General features: G+C 73.1%; 15 protein-coding genes. 8 read left to right on the top strand and 7 right to left on the bottom strand.

Going from position 1 to position 16020, the window contains the following annotated elements; translation table 11 throughout:
* Positions 1 to 58: 58 nt before the first annotated feature.
* From ACZ4M3_RS09060 to ACZ4M3_RS09040, 5 genes are all read left to right on the top strand, one after another.
* Positions 59 to 223 carry a DUF4177 domain-containing protein gene (locus tag ACZ4M3_RS09060; RefSeq protein WP_136216794.1) on the top strand — a complete coding sequence of 55 codons (165 nt, stop codon included), beginning with the start codon at positions 59 to 61 and terminating at the stop codon, positions 221 to 223.
* Positions 220 to 693 carry a RidA family protein gene (locus ACZ4M3_RS09055; RefSeq protein WP_467730962.1) on the top strand — a complete coding sequence of 158 codons (474 nt, stop codon included), beginning with the start codon at positions 220 to 222 and terminating at the stop codon, positions 691 to 693. Before ACZ4M3_RS09060 ends, ACZ4M3_RS09055 begins: the two co-directional genes overlap by 4 nt.
* Before the next feature lie 1113 nt (positions 694 to 1806).
* Positions 1807 to 2736 carry an NUDIX hydrolase gene (locus tag ACZ4M3_RS09050; RefSeq protein ID WP_467730961.1) on the top strand — a complete coding sequence of 310 codons (930 nt, stop codon included), beginning with the start codon at positions 1807 to 1809 and terminating at the stop codon, positions 2734 to 2736.
* The gene (locus ACZ4M3_RS09045) at positions 2733 to 3578 is read left to right on the top strand and encodes an MBL fold metallo-hydrolase (RefSeq protein ID WP_467730960.1); all 846 of its coding nucleotides are present in this window, start codon (positions 2733 to 2735) and stop codon (positions 3576 to 3578) included. The genes ACZ4M3_RS09050 and ACZ4M3_RS09045 overlap by 4 nt, the downstream gene beginning before the upstream one ends.
* Positions 3575 to 3868: a hypothetical protein gene (locus ACZ4M3_RS09040; protein WP_467730959.1), complete on the top strand. Its 294-nt coding sequence runs from the start codon at positions 3575 to 3577 to the stop codon at positions 3866 to 3868. Before ACZ4M3_RS09045 ends, ACZ4M3_RS09040 begins: the two co-directional genes overlap by 4 nt.
* Positions 3869 to 3976: 108 nt before the next feature.
* On the opposite strand, the gene ACZ4M3_RS09035 is transcribed toward ACZ4M3_RS09040, so the two are convergent.
* Positions 3977 to 4651, bottom strand: a complete 675-nt coding sequence (locus ACZ4M3_RS09035) for a Crp/Fnr family transcriptional regulator (protein WP_003981529.1) — start codon at positions 4649 to 4651, stop codon at positions 3977 to 3979.
* A gap of 210 nt (positions 4652 to 4861) precedes the next feature.
* Here ACZ4M3_RS09035 and nth point away from each other — a divergent pair, with 210 nt between their 5' ends.
* The 3 genes from nth to ACZ4M3_RS09020 all read left to right on the top strand — a co-directional run bounded on the left by nth (position 4862) and on the right by ACZ4M3_RS09020 (position 7973).
* Entirely contained in the window at positions 4862 to 5893 is a 1032-nt protein-coding gene (nth, locus tag ACZ4M3_RS09030; protein WP_467730958.1) for an endonuclease III, read from the top strand.
* A gap of 105 nt (positions 5894 to 5998) precedes the next feature.
* Entirely contained in the window at positions 5999 to 6757 is a 759-nt protein-coding gene (locus tag ACZ4M3_RS09025; RefSeq protein ID WP_467730957.1) for an NUDIX hydrolase, read from the top strand.
* A gap of 13 nt (positions 6758 to 6770) precedes the next feature.
* Positions 6771 to 7973 (top strand): MarP family serine protease, encoded by a 1203-nt coding sequence (locus ACZ4M3_RS09020; RefSeq protein ID WP_467730956.1) that lies wholly within the window; start codon positions 6771 to 6773, stop codon positions 7971 to 7973.
* A gap of 36 nt (positions 7974 to 8009) precedes the next feature.
* On the opposite strand, the gene ACZ4M3_RS09015 is transcribed toward ACZ4M3_RS09020, so the two are convergent.
* From ACZ4M3_RS09015 to ACZ4M3_RS08990, 6 genes are all read right to left on the bottom strand, one after another.
* Positions 8010 to 8183, bottom strand: coding sequence for a hypothetical protein (locus tag ACZ4M3_RS09015; RefSeq protein ID WP_467730955.1), 174 nt, complete (start codon positions 8181 to 8183; stop codon positions 8010 to 8012).
* A gap of 130 nt (positions 8184 to 8313) precedes the next feature.
* Entirely contained in the window at positions 8314 to 9273 is a 960-nt protein-coding gene (locus ACZ4M3_RS09010) for an alpha/beta fold hydrolase (RefSeq protein WP_467730954.1), read from the bottom strand.
* Entirely contained in the window at positions 9270 to 9728 is a 459-nt protein-coding gene (locus ACZ4M3_RS09005; protein WP_453354911.1) for a phage holin family protein, read from the bottom strand. Before ACZ4M3_RS09005 ends, ACZ4M3_RS09010 begins: the two co-directional genes overlap by 4 nt.
* Positions 9729 to 9780: 52 nt before the next feature.
* Entirely contained in the window at positions 9781 to 11217 is a 1437-nt protein-coding gene (gene nhaA / locus ACZ4M3_RS09000) for a Na+/H+ antiporter NhaA (protein ID WP_467730953.1), read from the bottom strand.
* Positions 11218 to 11428: 211 nt separating this feature from the next.
* On the bottom strand, positions 11429 to 13384 hold the full coding sequence (gene acs / locus ACZ4M3_RS08995) for an acetate--CoA ligase (RefSeq protein ID WP_467730952.1): 1956 nt from the start codon (positions 13382 to 13384) through the stop codon (positions 11429 to 11431).
* A gap of 244 nt (positions 13385 to 13628) precedes the next feature.
* Positions 13629 to 15995, bottom strand: coding sequence for a SulP family inorganic anion transporter (locus tag ACZ4M3_RS08990; protein WP_467730951.1), 2367 nt, complete (start codon positions 15993 to 15995; stop codon positions 13629 to 13631).
* Between the last annotated feature and the right edge of the window lie 25 nt (positions 15996 to 16020).

The raw sequence follows: 16020 nt of genomic DNA, 5'->3' as shown, positions 1-16020 counted from the left end.
CGGGCCGGGGAACGAGGCCGCGCGAGGGGCCCGCGCGACAGGCACTACCCTCGCTCCCATGACCAAGAAGTTCGAATACGCGACGGTCCCGCTGCTGGTCCACGCCACCAAGCAGATCCTGGACACCTGGGGCGAGGACGGCTGGGAGCTCGTCCAGGTCGTGCCCGGGCCGAACAACCCCGAGCAGCTCGTGGCCTACATGAAGCGGGAGAAGGCCGCATGAGCGGGACGGTCGAGGCGAAGCTGGCCGAGCTCGGCCTGACCCTGCCGGAGGTCGTGCCGCCGCTGGCCACGTACCAGCCGGCCGTCCGGTCGGGCGTGTACGTGTACACCGCCGGTCAGCTCCCGATGGTCAAGGGCAGCCTGCCGGTCACCGGCAAGGTCGGCGCCGAGGTCTCGGCGGAGCAGGCCAAGGAGCTGGCCGCGACCTGCGCCCTGAACGCCCTGGCCGCCGTCAAGTCGCTGATCGGCGACCTGGACAAGATCGCGCGCGTGGTGAAGGTCGTCGGCTTCGTGGCCTCCGCCCCGGACTTCACCGGCCAGCCGGGCGTGCTGAACGGCGCGAGCGAGCTGCTGGGCGCCGTGCTCGGCGACAAGGGCGTGCACGCCCGCAGCGCGGTCGGCGTGGCGGTACTGCCGCTGGACGCCCCGGTCGAGGTCGAAATCCAGGTCGAACTCACCCCGGACGCCTGACCCCCGGCCCCTGCGGCCCGGCCTCCCGCTCCGCGGGTTCACCGGCGCCGCGGGGCGGTGTCCCGGTCCGAGCCGCGGAGCCGGGGCCGCCTGGCTCCGGCTCCGGCCGCGCGTATCTCTGCTGCTCCGGCGGGATGCCCCGCGCTGCCGCCCGGGCCCTGGCCCTGCGTGCGCGGCCCGGGCTCCGGCCGTGCGGGCGGGTAAGTGCTGCCGCTCCGCCGGGTCCCGGTCCCCGGGTCCCCGCTCCGGCCCCGGCTCGTGCGCGTCCGGGCTCGGATTCCCCTGCCTGCGGCCTGCGGCCTGCGGCCTGCGGCCTGCGGCCTGCGGCCTGCGGCCTGCGGCCTGCGGCCTGCGGCCTGCGGGCCGGCCAGGAGTTCGCTTCTTCCGGCCCCCGCGGCGGTTCCTGCCGCCGCCCGTCGCGGTCTTCAGGCTCAGCTCGCGTGGGGCGCGTCGCTATACCGCTCCGGCGGACCCGCGCTGCGGCCCCGGCCCCGGCCCTGGTGCCGTGTGCGCGCCCCTGGACCGTTCCCCCCCAGGCAGCCGTCCGGCCTCCGCCCCGTGCCGGCGATGGCCTCGCGGGCACCAGCCCCTGTGCGCGCCCCTGGACCGTTCCCCCCCCGGGCGCCCGTCCGGCCTCCGGCCCGGGCCGGCGATGGCCTCGCGGGCACCAGCGCTGTGGGGCTGCGGAGGCGAGGGACGCGGGTCAGCGGCCCCGCTGCCCGCTCCCGCCCCCGGGCTGCCGTGCCGGCGCCGGCCCCGGTCCGGGCGCGCCCCGGACCGGATCTCCGGGCCGCCCCAGAGCCTGCCCAGGTCTCCGGGGCCGCCCTCCGGCCCGGGCCGGGGAACGGCTGTCGCTCCAGCCCCCGGCTGCCGCGTCGGACCCGGTCCGCGGCCGTGCGCGTCCCGGCTTCGCTCACGGCCCCGCCGGCGGTTCCTTCCGCCGGTTCCGCCCCTGCCGGCCCGCCGTTGCGGGCTCCGGGCGCGGCCGCGCGCGGGTGCACCGCTCCGGCGGGGGTACCCGGGCCCGGGTCCGGCCGCCCCCGCGGTGGTCCGGGCAGGGGTGGCGGGGTGGGGGCACTCGAACATCGGGGCGGATGGCCGTAGCATCCGGCCATGCCCAACGGTGAGCAGGGACAGCAGCAGCCGCAACCGCACGGGACCGCCCCCGCCGGCGGCCAGTGGTACCCCCCGGAGTGGCCCGACCGGATCCGCGCGCTCGCGGACGGTTCCCTCACCCCCGTCGAACCCAGACGCGCCGCCACCGTGCTGTTGCTGCGGGACACCGACGCGGGTCCCGCCGTGCACATGCTGCGCCGCCGCACCTCCATGGCCTTCGCGGGAGGCGCCTACGCCTACCCCGGCGGCGGGGTCGACCCCCGTGACGAGGACCACCGCATCGGCTGGGCGGGACCGTCCCTCGCGCACTGGTCGGACCGGCTCGGCACGGACCCCCGTAGCGCCCAGGCCATCGTCTGCGGAGCCGTCCGCGAGACCTTCGAGGAAGCCGGCGTCCTGCTCGCCGGCGAAGCCCCCGACACCGTCGTCGGCGACACCACCGGCGACGACTGGGAGGCCGACCGGCTGGCCCTCGTAGCCCGGGAACTGTCGTTCGCCGAGTTCCTCGACCGCCGCGGGCTGCTGCTGCGCTCGGACCTGCTCGGGGCCTGGGCCCGCTGGATCACCCCCGCGTTCGAACCCCGCCGCTACGACACCTGGTTCTTCGTCGCCGCCCTCCCGGAGGGCCAGCGCACCCGCAACGCCTCCACCGAGGCCGACCGGACCGTGTGGATCCGCCCCGCGGAGGCGGCCGCCGGGTACGACAAGGGCGAGCTGCTGATGATGCCGCCCACCATCTCCACGCTGCGGTCCCTGGAACCGTACGAGAGCGCCGCCCACGCCCTGGCCGGGGCCGCACACCAGGACCTGGCCCCGGTCCTCGCCGAGGCCGCCCTGGAGGACGGGGATGTGGTGCTCAGCTGGCCGGGGCACGATGAGTTCACCAAGCGCGTCCGGCTCGGACGCCCCGGAGGTGCCACCGCATGACCGACGCCGCTGCCCTGCCCGGCCAGCCCCGAGGAGTGGTCTCCTCCGGGCCCGCCACCGCCCGCGCGGTCAACGTCCTGGCCCCCAACGCCTCCGCCATGACCCTGGACGGCACCAACACCTGGCTGGTCTCCGAGCCCGGCTCCGATCTGGCCGTCGTCATCGACCCGGGCCCGCTGGACGAGGGGCACCTGCGGGCGGTCATCCGTACCGCCGAGGAGGCCGGCAAGCGGGTCGCCCTGACCCTCCTCACGCACGGCCACCCCGACCACGCGGAGGGCGCCGGCCGCTTCGCCGAGCTCACCGGCACCAAGGTGCGCGCCCTGGACCCGGCGCTGCGCCTGGGCGACGAGGGCCTGTCCGCGGGCCAGGGCGTCCACGTCGGCGGCCTGGAGCTGCGCGTGGTCCCGACGCCGGGGCACACCTCCGACTCGCTCTCCTTCCACCTGCCCGCCGACCGGGCCGTGCTGACCGGCGACACCATCCTCGGGCGCGGTACGACCGTCGTCGCGCACCCCGACGGCCGGCTCGGCGACTACCTGGACTCCCTGCGCCGGCTGCGCTCCCTCACCGTTGACGACGGGGTCCACACGGTGCTGCCGGGGCACGGTCCGGTCCTGGACGACGCGCAGGGCGCCGTCGAGTTCTACCTGGCCCACCGCGCCCACCGGCTGGCCCAGGTCGAGACCGCCGTGGAGAACGGTTTCCTCACCCCGGAGGCCGTCGTCGCGTACGTCTACGCCGAGGTCGACCGGTCGCTCTGGCCGATCGCGGAATGGTCCGTTCGGGCCCAGCTGGAGTACCTTCGCGAGCACGGGCTGATTCCGGGGGGACCTGAATGACCACGCTGTTCTTGTTGCTCGCGCTGATCGTCACGGCCGCCTGGATCACCTCTGCGGTGACCCTCCGCGCGAAGGCCCTGGAACGCCGGGCGGACCGTCTGGAGCGGCGCCTGGGCCTGGTCCTGGAGCACTTCGGCATCGACGAGCCGGAGCCGGCCGGGATGGACGAGGTACGGGCCCTGGCCCGCGACGGCCGCCCCGTCGCGGCCATCCGCGCCCACCGCCGCGCCACCGGCTCGGACCTCCTGGAGGCCAAGCGCGCGGTCGAGGCGCTCACCGACAGGCCCTGATCACCCGCCCCAGGCCCCCTGACCGCCCGCTCCTGGCCGGAAACGACGGAAGGGCCCTACCTCTGGGGGCAGGACCCTTCCGCACCGGCCTGTGGTGGCGCCGCGGCGTCAGCGCGAGCGCTTCGCCAGCCGCTCCACGTCCAGCAGGATCACCGCACGGGCCTCCAGCCGCAGCCAGCCGCGGCCCGCGAAGTCGGCCAGCGCCTTGTTCACGGTCTCGCGGGAGGCGCCGACGAGCTGGGCCAGCTCCTCCTGCGTGAGGTCGTGCACGACGTGGATGCCCTCCTCCGACTGCACGCCGAAGCGGCGCGACAGGTCCAGGAGGGCGCGGGCCACACGGCCCGGAACGTCGGAGAAGACCAGGTCGGACATCTGGTCGTTGGTCTTGCGCAGGCGCCGCGCCACGGCGCGCAGCAGCGCGGTCGCGACCTCGGGCCGGGCGTTCAGCCAGGGCTGGAGGTCGCCGTGGCCCAGACCCAGCAGCTTGACCTCGGTCAGCGCGGTCGCCGTGGCGGTGCGCGGACCCGGGTCGAACAGCGACAGCTCGCCGATCAGCTCGCCGGGACCGAGGACGGCCAGCATGTTCTCGCGGCCGTCGGGGGAGGTGCGGTGCAGCTTCACCTTGCCCTCGGTGACCACGTAGAGCCGGTCACCGGGGTCGCCCTCGTGGAACAGGGCGTCACCGCGTGCGAGGGTCACCTCGCCCATGGAGGCGCGGAGCTCCGCGGCCTGCTCGTCATCGAGCGCCGCGAAGAGCGGGGCGCGCCGCAGAACGTCGTCCACGAGTCTCTCTCCTATGTCGACCGGCTCAGGGGACCGCTCCCCATTTTGCCGGACGGCTGAAACAGTGCGATCAATCACAAGGATGCCGGACGCGCGGGCGTGCTGTGCGGCGAGAGCCCCATCGGGGTGGTGTTACCTGAGGTCCGGGCGGGTGTCAGCGGCCGGCCTTAGGCTGGCCGGGTGTCCAATAAGCCGGTGAGAGCACAGGCCATGGGGTCCGCAGGAGTGACGGCGGCCCAGAATTCAGCCGTGGGCGAACACGCCCCCGGGAGGTCGTCCTCGGCGGCTCCGCCGGGCCCCGAGGGCAAAGGTTCGACCAAGAAACCCGCATCCGGGCGGGCCGCGAAGCAGCCGAAGGCGGCACCGGCCAAGAACGGCACCCGCGCGGGGAGCGCCGAGCCCAGTACCCCCAAGCCCGCTACCGCCAAGCCCGGCACCGCCAAGCCCGGCACCCCCGCCCGGTCCCCGAAGCCGGAATCCCGCCTCGCGATGATCCGCAGGGCCCGCCGGACCAACCGGGAACTGGCCGAGGTCTACCCGTACGCCCACCCGGAGCTGGATTTCCGCAACCCGTTCGAGCTCCTGGTGGCCACCGTCCTGTCCGCGCAGACCACCGATCTGCGCGTGAACCAGACGACCCCGGCCCTGTTCGCCGCCTACCCGAGCCCCGAGGCCATGGCCGCGGCCGCCCCGGAGCAGTTGGAGGAGCTGATCCGGCCGACCGGGTTCTTCCGGGCGAAGGCCAGGTCCCTGCTCGGCCTCTCGCAGGCCCTGTGCGAGAACTTCGGCGGCGAGGTGCCGGGCCGGATCGAGGACCTCGTGACGCTGCCGGGCGTGGGCCGCAAGACGGCCAACGTGGTGCTCGGGAACGCCTTCGGTGTCCCGGGGATCACCGTCGACACCCACTTCGGGCGGCTGGTGCGCCGCTTCAAGTGGACCGAGCAGGAGGATCCGGAGAAGGTCGAGGAGGAGATCTGCGCGATCTTCCCCAAGAGCGAGTGGACGATGCTCTCCCACCGCGTCGTCTTCCACGGCCGCCGGATCTGCCACGCCCGCAAGCCCGCCTGCGGTGCCTGCCCGATCGCCCCGCTCTGCCCGTCGTACGGGGAGGGTGAGACCGATCCCGAGAAGGCGCGGAAGCTGCTCAAGTACGAGAAGGGCGGCCAGCCGGGCCAGCGGCTGAGCCCGCCGCCGGACTACCCGGGCCTGCCCGCCCCGCCCTTGGGCGCCCCGGCGCCCTGAGGACGGGGCCCGCGCGGCTCGCCGAGGAACGAAACCGGCGCCGGGCCGCGTTGAGCGGGTGTCGCCGTCGCCGGGGTGGACACGGATCCAGGAGCAGGGGTGCCTATGACGCGGGGTACGAGGGACGAGAGCGTGACGGGCGTGCCGCTGGGCGCGCCGGGGGCCCAGGGCGGTGAGCCGTACGTCGGCCCGCGCGGCGGCGTGCCCCTGAGCACCCGGGGGCTGCCCGGCTGGCTGGATCCGGTGGTCGAGGCCGTGCGTACGGTGCGGCCCCACCAGCTGAGCCGGTTCCTGCCCCCCGAGGACGGGCGGGGCCGCCAGTCCGCCGTGCTGATCCTCTTCGGCGAGGGTCCCCAGGGCCCGGAGCTGCTGCTCCAGGAACGTGCGGGGAGCCTGCGCTCGCATGCGGGCCAGCCGTCCTTCCCGGGCGGCGCCCTCGACCCCGAGGACGGCGACCCGCAGACCACGGGGCCGCTGCGGGCCGCCCTGCGGGAGGCCGAGGAGGAGACCGGCCTCGATCCCGCCGGGGTCCAGCTCTTCGGGGCGCTGCCCCGCCTCTACATCCCGGTCAGCGAGTTCGTCGTGACCCCGGTGCTCGGCTGGTGGCGGGTCCCGACCCCGGTCGGCGCCGTGGATCCGGCGGAGACGGCCCGGGTCTTCACGGTGCCGGTGGCGGATCTCGCGGATCCCGCGCACCGCGTGACAGCGGTGCATCCGAGCGGCCATCTGGGCCCCGCTTTCACCGTCGAATCGGCTCTGGTCTGGGGTTTCACCGCGGGGGTGATCGACCGGCTGCTCCACTTCGCGGGATGGGAGCGGGAGTGGGACCGATCACGTGAGGTCACGATCGACTGGCGCGCATGAGACGGTGGCCCACGTGAACGTGCTGGACATCCTGTTGCTGGTCGCCGCCGTGTGGTTCGCGATCGTGGGCTACCGCCAGGGCTTCGTCGTCGGCATCATGTCGGTGATCGGCTTCCTCGGCGGTGGTCTCATCGCCGTGTCGCTGCTGCCTCTGATCTGGGACCGGGTCACGGACAACGGCACCCAGGTCTCCACCACCGTCGTGGTGATCGCCGTCGTCGTGATCATCATCTGTGCCTCGATCGGCCAGGCCCTCACCACCCATCTGGGCAGCCGGCTCAGACGGCACATCACCTGGTCCCCGGCCCGCGCGGTCGACGCCACGGGCGGGGCGCTGGTGAACGTCGTCGCGATGCTGCTCGTGGCATGGCTGATCGGATCCGCGCTGGCCGGGACCTCACTGCCCACCCTGGGCAAGGAGGTCCGCAACTCCAAGGTGCTCCTCGGGGTGTCGCGGGTGGTGCCGGCGCAGGCGAACACCTGGTTCTCGGATTTCAGTTCGACCTTGGCGCAGAACGGTTTCCCGCAGGTGTTCAGCCCGTTCTCCAACGAGCCGATCACCGAGGTGCGGGCGCCCGATCCGGCGCTCGCCCGGAGCGGGGTCGCCGACCTGGCCAAGCGGTCGATCGTGAAGGTCGTCGGCACCGCGCCCAGTTGCAGCAAGGTGCTGGAGGGCACGGGCTTCGTGTTCGCACCCGGCAAGGTGATGACCAACGCGCACGTCGTCGGCGGGGTCGCCGAGCCGACCGTCCAGGTGGGCGGCGAGGGAAAGCTCTATGACGGCAAGGTGGTGCTCTACGACTGGGAGCGCGACATCGCCGTCCTGGACGTGCCCAGGCTGAGGGCGCCCGCGCTGGAGTTCACCGACAAGGACGCGGCGAGCGGCAGCGACGCGATCGTGGCCGGCTTCCCGGAGAACGGCTCGTACGACATCCGTTCGGCGCGCGTCCGCGGCCGGATCAACGCCAGTGGCCCGGACATCTACCACCGCGGCACGGTCCGGCGGGACGTGTACTCCCTGTTCGCGACGGTCCGCCAGGGCAATTCCGGCGGCCCGCTGCTGACGCCCGAGGGCAAGGTGTACGGGGTCGTCTTCGCCAAGTCGCTGGACGACCCCAACACCGGTTACGCCCTGACGGCGGACGAGATCCGCGACGACATCCGGAGCGGGAAGACCGCCGAAGGGCGGGTCGACAGCCAGGGCTGCGCGCTCTAGACGCAGCCCCCGGAGCAGCAGCGGGCCCGGAGGGCTCTACATCCGCGGATGGCGCAGCCGGGCCGAAACCCAGCGGGCCCGGCGGCGCAGGATGCGCGGGATCCCGAGCCGAGGGTCGTGGCCGTCGCGGCCCTCCCCCTCGCGGGTGCCCGGCGCGGCGGCCGAGCGGCGTTCGTGTGCGGTGTCACGGTAGTCGTGCGTCCAGCCCATACTCCGAGCTGTGCCCGGGCCCCAAGGTCGGTAATCCCGTACGGGGCGGCCAATTGGCCTATGCGCCGGGCAATTGAACGACCATCACACGACCGTACGAAGGATCGGCCGACTGCCGGGGCCGGTCCGCTCAGCGGTCCGGTTCGGGGTCCTTGAGCCAGTTCACCAGTTCCGCCGAGAAGGCGGCGGGGTCCTCCTCGTGCGGGAAGTGCCCCAGACCGTCGTACAGCCGCCACCGGTAAGGGGCTTCGACGTACTGCCCGGAACCCGCGGCGCTGCGCGTGCGCATCACCGGATCGAGCGAGCCGTGCAGGTGCAGCGTCGGCACCCGCACCGGACGCTTCATCCGCCGGTTGAACTGGAGCCCGTCGGGCCGGGCCATCGAGCGCATCATCCAGCGGTACGGCTCGATCGAGCAGTGCGCGGTGGACGGGATGCACATCGCGCGCCGGTACACCTCGACGTCGGCGTCCTCGGGCGGCACCGGTCCGGACCAGTCCCGGATCAGCCGGCCCACGAGCGCCCCGTCGTCGGCGACGAGCTGCCGCTCGGGGACGAACGGCCGCTGGAACCCCCAGATGTGCGAACTCGCCCGGGCCTGACCGAAGTCCGCGAGCATCGCCGCGCGCCAGCGGCGCGGGTGCGGCATCGAGGAGACCACCAGCCGGCGGACCAGCTTCGGCCGCATCACGGCCGCCGTCCAGGCGAGGTAGCCGCCCAGGTCGTGCCCGACGAGGGCGGCGTCCGGCTCGCCCAGGGACCGGATGACGCCGGTGATGTCGAGCGCCAGGTTCGCCGGGTCGTAGCCGCGCGGCGTACGGTCGCTGCCGCCCACTCCGCGCAGGTCCATTGCGACGGCGCGGTATCCGGCGTCGGCGAGGGCCGTCAGCTGGTGCCGCCAGGTCCACCAGAACTGCGGGAAACCGTGCAGCAGGAGCACCAACGGCCCGTCACCGAGCTCGGCGACGTGGAACCGCGCCCCGTTGGCGGCGACGTCCCGGTGAGTCACTTCCTTCCCGCCGGGGATGTCGAGCCGTACCGCCGAGGCGGCCGTGGGCGGGGTGCCGGAAGCCGGCGAGGGGGCTGTCATGAGGACGAGCGTGCCACACCCACGGCGTTGTCACTGACCGGGCGGGGGTGCGGCTTGACGGTCCCGACGACGGCCGCGGTCTCCTTCATGGAGGCGATGGACCGCTCCGGCGGCTTGACCTTCTTGAACTTGGAGATGGCCAGCAGCGAGAGCACCCCGGCGAGCAGCAGGAACGCGGCGCCGACGATGAGGAAGGACCAGGCGAGCCCCAGCCCGAGGTTGTGGATCCCGTACGCCGCGGCGAAGCTCAGCACCGGCAGGGAGAAGAGCGCGAACACTCCTGCGATGGAGATCGCGGCGCCGCCGGTGCCCGCGCGCTTGACGTCCTGGCGCAGCTCCGCCTTCGCGAGGGCGATCTCGTCGTGCACCAGGGCGGACATCTCGGCGGTCGCCGAGGCGACCAGCTGGCCGAGTGTGCGCTCGGCTCCCTGCACCCCTTGGTCCAACGCGCTCATCGCTCTCTCCCTATGTCGTCCGTCGGCGACGGCTGTCCTCCGTCAGTTCAGATCATGCCGGACGGTCGCGCTCTGCGCTGGACCCGGCCGCCGCTTCGCCGCCCGAGAGCGTCGCGGCCGCTGCCGCGAGGCGGCGGTGCTCGGCCGCCTTCTCCTCGTGGATCCGCGCCATCCGCAGGTGGTACTCGGGGTTGTCCAGTTCGTAGATGTCCGGGATGCCGTCGTGGTCCTCGTCGCGCTCCTCGGCCTCCGTCAGCGCCCTGTACTTGCGGTCGCGGAGCTTGAGCAGCACGCAAGCGATGACCGCGGCGATGAGCGAGCCGATCAGGACGGCGGCCTTCACCTCGTCGGTGAGGGTCGCGTCGCCCGCGAAGGCGAGTTCGCCGATGAGCAGGGACACGGTGAAGCCGATGCCGGCGAGCGAGGCGACCGCGAAGACGTCCGGCCAGGCGAGGTCCTCGTTCAGTTCGGCCTTGGTGAAGCGGGCGGCCAGCCAGGTGCCGCCGAAGATGCCGATCGTCTTGCCGACGACCAGGCCGAGCACCACGCCGAGGGTCTCCGGCCGGGTGAAGACCTGGGCGATCGCCTCGTCGGAGAGCGACACACCGGCGGAGAGGAGGGCGAAGAGGGGGACGGCCAGGGCCGCTGAGAGGGGGCGTACGAGGTGTTCGACGTGCTCGCCCGGAGAGGTGTGCTCCCCCTCCTTGCGGGTGCAGCGCAGCATCAGGCCCATCGCGACACCGGCGATGGTGGCGTGCACCCCGCTGTTGTACATCAGGCCCCAGATCACCAGGGCGAGCGGGACGTAGACGTACCAGCCCCGGACGCCACCGCGCAGCAGGAACCAGAAGAGCACCAGGCCCGCGACGGCGCCGCCGAGCGCCGGGAAGTTGATGTCGCTGGTGAAGAACACCGCGATGATCAGGATGGCGAAGAGGTCGTCCACCACGGCCAGGGTCAGCAGGAACGCGCGCAGGGCCGACGGCAGCGAGGTGCCGATGACCGCGAGGACCGCGAGCGCGAAGGCGATGTCGGTGGCGGTCGGGACGGCCCAGCCGTCCGTCGAGCCGTCCCCGAGCACGTTGACCAGTACGTAGACCAGCGCGGGCACCGCCATGCCGCAGACGGCGGCGATCACCGGGAGGGCGGCCGCCTTGGGGTCGCGCAGGTCACCCGCGACGAGTTCGCGCTTGAGCTCGATGCCGGCGACGAAGAAGAAGACGGCGAGCAGACCGTCCGCCGCCCAGTGCTGGAGGGAGAGGTCCAGGCCGAGCGCGGCGGGGCCGACGTGGAAGGACCGGACGCTCTCGTAGCTGTCCGCCAGCGGGGGGACGTTGGCCCAGACGAGTGCGGCGATCGCGGCCACCAGGAGGAGCACACCGCCGACGGTCTCGGTCCGCAGGGCGTCGGCGACGTAGCGGCGCTCGGGCAGCGAGAGCCGGCCGAGCAGCTTGCGGTTCTGGTGGTCGGTGGGGCTGGGCGCGGCCACGTGGGGCACCTCCGGGGCGGTTGGACGGCATGGCGAAGCTCGTTGCCGACCAGACTTCCCGGCGCACCCTGGGTGATTCTTTACGTTCTTAATACTTTACAGGCGGTGCGCAAGGGCATATCCGGCGATCTTCACCTTATGCACGAAAGGGCCATCCGGCGCGTCGCGCCGGATGGCCCCCGAGGCCCGGATCGGAGCCGTTCCGCCGGGCTCAGTCCTCGCTGCCGGCGGCCGGCAGCTTGCTCTGGATCAGGTCCATGACCGAGGAGTCGGCGAGCGTGGTGACGTCACCGACCGCCCGGTTCTCCGCCACGTCGCGCAGCAGCCGGCGCATGATCTTGCCGGAGCGGGTCTTCGGCAGCTCCTGCACCGGCAGGATCCGCTTCGGCTTGGCGATCGGGCCGAGCGTGGCACCCACGTGGTCGCGCAGCTCGGCGACCAGGGTCTGCGTCTCGGACGCGCTGCCGCGCAGGATGACGAAGGCGACGATGGCCTGGCCGGTGGTCTCGTCGTTCGCACCGACCACCGCCGCTTCGGCGACCGAGGGGTGGGAGACGAGCGCGGACTCGACCTCGGTGGTCGAGATGTTGTGTCCCGACACCAGCATCACGTCGTCGACGCGGCCGAGCAGCCAGATGTCGCCGTCCTCGTCCTTCTTCGCGCCGTCGCCCGCGAAGTACTTGCCCTCGAAGCGCGACCAGTAGGTGTCGATGAACCGCTGGTCGTCACCCCAGATGGTGCGCAGCATCGACGGCCACGGCTCGGTGAGGACCAGGTAGCCGCCCCCGCCGTCCGGGACCTCGCGGCCCTCGTCGTCCACCACCGTGGCGCCGATCCCGGGCAGCGCGCGCTGCGCCGAGCCCGGCTTCGTCTCGGTGACGCCCGGCAGCGGGGAGATCATCATCGCGCCGGTCTCGGTCTGCCACCAGGTGTCCACGATCGGGCAGCGGTCGCCGCCGATGTGCTTGCGGTACCAGATCCAGGCCTCGGGGTTGATCGGCTCGCCGACCGAGCCGAGCACCCGCAGGCTCGACAGGTCGAACTTCGCGGGGATGTCGTCGCCCCACTTCATGAACGTCCGGATCGCCGTGGGCGCGGTGTAGAGGATGGTGACGCCGTACTTCTGCACGACCTCCCAGAACCGGCCCTGGTGCGGGGTGTCCGGGGTGCCCTCGTACATCACCTGCGTGGCGCCGTTGGCGAGCGGACCGTAGACGATGTACGAGTGCCCGGTCACCCAGCCGATGTCGGCGGTGCACCAGTAGACGTCGGTCTCCGGCTTGAGGTCGAACACCGCCTGGTGGGTGTACGCGGCCTGGGTCAGGTAGCCGCCGGAGGTGTGCAGGATCCCCTTGGGCTTGCCCGTGGTTCCCGAGGTGTACAGGATGAACAGCGGGTGCTCGGCGTCGAAGGCTTGCGGGGCGTGCTCCGCGGACTGGCGTCCGACGATGTCGTGCCACCAGACGTCGCGGCCCTCGGTGAAAGCGGTGTCCTGTCCGGTGCGGCGCACGACGAGCACGTGCTCGACCTGCGGGCACTTGGCGACGGCCTCGTCGATGGCGGGCTTGAGGGCGCTGGGCTTGCCGCGGCGGTAGCCGCCGTCGGCGGTGATGACCAGCTTGGCGTCGGCGTCCTGGATGCGGGAGGCGACGGCGTCGGCGGAGAAACCGCCGAAGACCACCGAGTGGGCGGCGCCGACACGGGCGCACGCGAGCATCGCGACGACGGCCTCGGGGATCATCGGCAGGTACACCGCGACCCGGTCACCGGCCTGCACGCCCAGCTCGGTCAGGGCGTTGGCGGCCTTGGAGACCTCGTCCTTGAGCTCGGCGTAGGTGATCGAGCGGCTGTCGCCGGGCTCACCCTCGAAGTGGAGGGCGACCCGGTCGCCGTTGCCGGCCTCGACGTGCCGGTCCACGCAGTTGTACGCGACGTTCAGCGTGCCGTCCGCGAACCACTTCGCGAAGGGCGGGTTCGTCCAGTCGAGCGTCTCCGTCGGCTCGGTGACCCAGGTCAGCCGCCGGGCCTGCTCGGCCCAGAAGCCCAGCCGGTCCGCCTCGGCCTCCGAGTACGCAGCCGAGGTGACGTTGGCGGCGGCGGCCAGATCGGCGGGCGGTGCGAACCGCCGCTCCTCCTTGAGCAGATTGGCCAGGCTTTCGTTGCTCACGACATCTCCCTTTCCCAGGGTGTCCGTTGTGTCCCCGGGGCATAGCTCATCAGTCAGCGGCCCAGGTGACAAGGGGTAGCCGAAAATTGGTTTAGACCTATAGCACGGCTGAGCCCATGCCAATGACCCCTTCCCGCTGCAGGGTGCGGAAAGGGGCCACTGGGTGGCACGGATACGGGAGGTTATCGGTTCGGGAGCCGCGCTGGCCTCGGCGTGGCCGGTTCCGTACCCCGCCGGGGGCGGGTCAGGCGTGGCCGCCGACGCTGTCGAAGATCCGGCAGTCGAAGAAGTCGTCGCCCTCCGAGAGCAGGTACGCCTGGGCTTCGCCCACGTTGAAGTACATCCCGTGCAGCTCCAGGGTGCCCTCGGCCAGTCGGCGCGCCACCGAGTCGTGCGCCCGCAGGTGCTCCAGCTGCTGGACGACGTTGGTCAGGCACAACTGCTCCACGGCGTCCGCCGGCAGCCGGCCCGCGATCCGGGCCCAGGGGTGGTGCCGGCTCCGCATCCGCTCCAGGCTGGGCTGTCCGTGCCGCAGCCAGCGCCGCAGCGGGGTCATCGGGGTACCCGGGTGCGAGCTCAGCAGGGCCTGCATCGCGCCACAGCCGGAGTGCCCGCACACGGTGATGCTGTCCACCTGGAGTACGTCCACGGCGTACTCGATCGCCGCCGCGACCGAATCGTCCGCGGCTTCCGCACCGGGGAGCGGGACCAGGTTGCCGACGTTGCGCACCGTGAACAGGTCACCCGGACCGCTGGCCGTGATCATGCTGGTCACCAGACGCGAATCGGCGCAGGTGAGGAACAGCTGGGAGGGCTGCTGCCCCTCGCGGGCGAGGCGGGCCAGCTCGTCCCGCACGAGCGGCGCGGTGTCCCGCTGGAAGGCGGTGATCCCGCTGGCCAGTTGACCGGCCCCGCGCCGCCGCGGCTCGGCCGCGGTGGCCGCGGCCGCCGTCGGTCCGGGAAGCGTACGGTCCTCCTCGCTCCCGGCGGCGCGGTGGTCGCAGTGGTTCTTCCAGGGCGTCCAGGGGCGGCAGCAGTGGTGCGCCCCGCGCTGGGCCGGCTCACCGCCTTCGCCCCGGGCGCTCTCGGCGGGCCGGGCCCCGGCCCGGCCCGTCACCTCGACCGAACCGCCGTGCGCGACGTGCGCGTCCTTCCAGTCCTGGAGCGCCTCGTAGGCGGCGTGGTCCATGAACGAGCCGTCCAGCTCGATCACCGCCTGCGCATCGTGCGGGATCTGGTTCAGCACCCGGCTCAGCCGCGGGACGGCGAGGAAGGTCAACTGCCCACGGGCCCAGACCCGGTGCACCCCGTCCAGCTCTTCGACCGTGATCCGGGTCCGGGCGAGCCGGTGCAGGGCGACCGCCACGGCCACCGCGATGCCGACGGTCACCCCCTCCAGGACGCCGCCGAGCACCACGGCCGCGATCGTCGTCGCGTAGACCAGGATCTCCCGGTGCCGGGTGACGGTGCGCACGTGCGTCGCGCTCACCATCTGCACCCCCACCACCATCACCAGCGCGGCGAGCGAGGCGAGCGGGATCAGGTCGAGGACCGGGACCAGCAGCCCGGCGGCAAGCATGATCCACAGCCCGTGCAGCATGGTCGCCCGACGGCTCACGGCCCCGGCCCTGACGTTCGCCGCGCTGCGCACGGCCCCGCCCGCGACGGGCAGCCCGCCCAGCGCTCCGGAAATGACGTTCGCCGCGCCCTGCCCGCGCAGCTCCTTGTCGAGGTCGGCGCGCGGCGGGCGGCTGCCGCTGGTCCGGCCGGTGGCGGTCAGCTTGTCGGTGGCCACGGCGGACAGCAGGGACTCCACACTGCCGACCAGCGTGACCGTCAGGACAGCGGCGACGATGCCGAGCACCGGCCCCTCGGGCAGCTCCGGCAGTGCGTGGCTGCGCCAGGACGGCAGGTCGACCCGCGGCAGGCGCAGCCCCGCCAGGGCGGCGAAGGTGGTGGCCGCGGCGACGGCGGCGAGCGCGGCGGGCACTCTGCGCAGGGCCCGCCCGGTCTGTCCGGGCAGCCGCGGCCAGCCGAGCAGCACGACCAGGGTCAGCACGCTCACGCCGAGCGCCGCGGGGTGCAGATCGGCCAACTGGGCGGGAAGGCCCCGGACGTTGGCGAGGGCGGAGCTCTGCGGGGTGCCGCCGAGCACGATGTGCAGCTGGGCCAGGGCGATGGTCACCCCGATGCCCGCGAGCATGCCGTGCACGATGGCCGGGCTCACCATGAGCGCCGACCGGGCGGTGCGCAGGAACGCGAGCCCGAGCTGGCAGCAACCGGCGAGGACGGTGATGGCGCAGGTGGTGCGCCACCCGTAGCGCTGGATCAACTCGGCGGTGACCACGGTCAGTCCGGTGGCCGCCCCGCTCACCAGGAGCGGCGCACCGCCGAGCCGCCCGGCCACGATTCCGCCGGCCGCCGCGGCCACCAGCCCGGCCTGGAGCGGGGCGCCGGTGGCCAGCGCGATGCCGAGGGAAAGGGGCAGGGCGATCAGGAAGACGGCGACGGAGGCGGACAGATCTGCGGACAGGCTTGCCGGCAGGCCTTTGCCGGGCCGGCTGCCTGGGTGGCGGGTGGCGGTGGAACTGGTGGCGGAGGTGGCTGTCATGGGTTCCCGTCTCCTCTGAGGAGGG

It is taken from the genome of Streptomyces sp. NPDC026522, assembly GCF_055567555.1.
This window is presented reverse-complemented; position numbering and strand designations above follow the sequence as displayed.

Excerpts from the sequence above, each read along its gene's own strand:
- ACZ4M3_RS09060 (WP_136216794.1), top strand. The coding sequence starts at position 59 with ATGACCAAGAAGTTCGAATACGCGACGGTCCCGCTGCTGGTCCACGCC.
- ACZ4M3_RS09055 (WP_467730962.1), top strand. The coding sequence starts at position 220 with ATGAGCGGGACGGTCGAGGCGAAGCTGGCCGAGCTCGGCCTGACCCTG.
- ACZ4M3_RS09050 (WP_467730961.1), top strand. The coding sequence starts at position 1,807 with ATGCCCAACGGTGAGCAGGGACAGCAGCAGCCGCAACCGCACGGGACC.
- ACZ4M3_RS09045 (WP_467730960.1), top strand. The coding sequence starts at position 2,733 with ATGACCGACGCCGCTGCCCTGCCCGGCCAGCCCCGAGGAGTGGTCTCC.
- ACZ4M3_RS09040 (WP_467730959.1), top strand. The coding sequence starts at position 3,575 with ATGACCACGCTGTTCTTGTTGCTCGCGCTGATCGTCACGGCCGCCTGG.
- nth (WP_467730958.1), top strand. The coding sequence starts at position 4,862 with ATGGGGTCCGCAGGAGTGACGGCGGCCCAGAATTCAGCCGTGGGCGAA.
- ACZ4M3_RS09025 (WP_467730957.1), top strand. The coding sequence starts at position 5,999 with ATGACGCGGGGTACGAGGGACGAGAGCGTGACGGGCGTGCCGCTGGGC.
- ACZ4M3_RS09015 (WP_467730955.1), bottom strand. The coding sequence starts at position 8,183 with ATGGGCTGGACGCACGACTACCGTGACACCGCACACGAACGCCGCTCG.
- ACZ4M3_RS09010 (WP_467730954.1), bottom strand. The coding sequence starts at position 9,273 with ATGACAGCCCCCTCGCCGGCTTCCGGCACCCCGCCCACGGCCGCCTCG.
- ACZ4M3_RS09005 (WP_453354911.1), bottom strand. The coding sequence starts at position 9,728 with ATGAGCGCGTTGGACCAAGGGGTGCAGGGAGCCGAGCGCACACTCGGC.
- ACZ4M3_RS08990 (WP_467730951.1), bottom strand. The coding sequence starts at position 15,995 with ATGACAGCCACCTCCGCCACCAGTTCCACCGCCACCCGCCACCCAGGC.